Below are 283 nucleotides of genomic sequence, written 5' to 3' on the forward strand. Positions count from 1 at the left end.
CACGGAGTGATTCATGACTGGGGTGAAGTCGTAACAAGGTAGCCCTAGGGGAACCTGGGGCTGGATCACCTCCTTATACGATTTAGAACTTATTTGTTCGTAGTGTCCACACAGATGATTGTTAATTAGTTAAGCCACTGGCTTAGTTAATTAATATGCTCTTTAAAAATTTGGAAAAGCTGATAATAAAATTCGTATGAATAACATTGTTATTTGTACAGAGTTTTCAAAAGTAAAAAAGAATGATAGCAGTATCATTCAGTGCCAATTTAATCATTTATGA

1 rRNA gene is annotated in these 283 nt (G+C 35.0%); it reads left to right on the plus strand.

What is annotated here, in order from left to right:
• A 16S ribosomal RNA gene (locus tag PSH54_RS20715) occupies positions 1–76 on the plus strand; the annotation flags it as partial.
• Positions 77–283: the final 207 nt, after the last annotated feature.

The sequence above is a fragment of the Pseudoalteromonas sp. Angola-30 genome, assembly GCF_028599215.1.
Lineage (GTDB): Bacteria > Pseudomonadota > Gammaproteobacteria > Enterobacterales > Alteromonadaceae > Pseudoalteromonas > Pseudoalteromonas atlantica.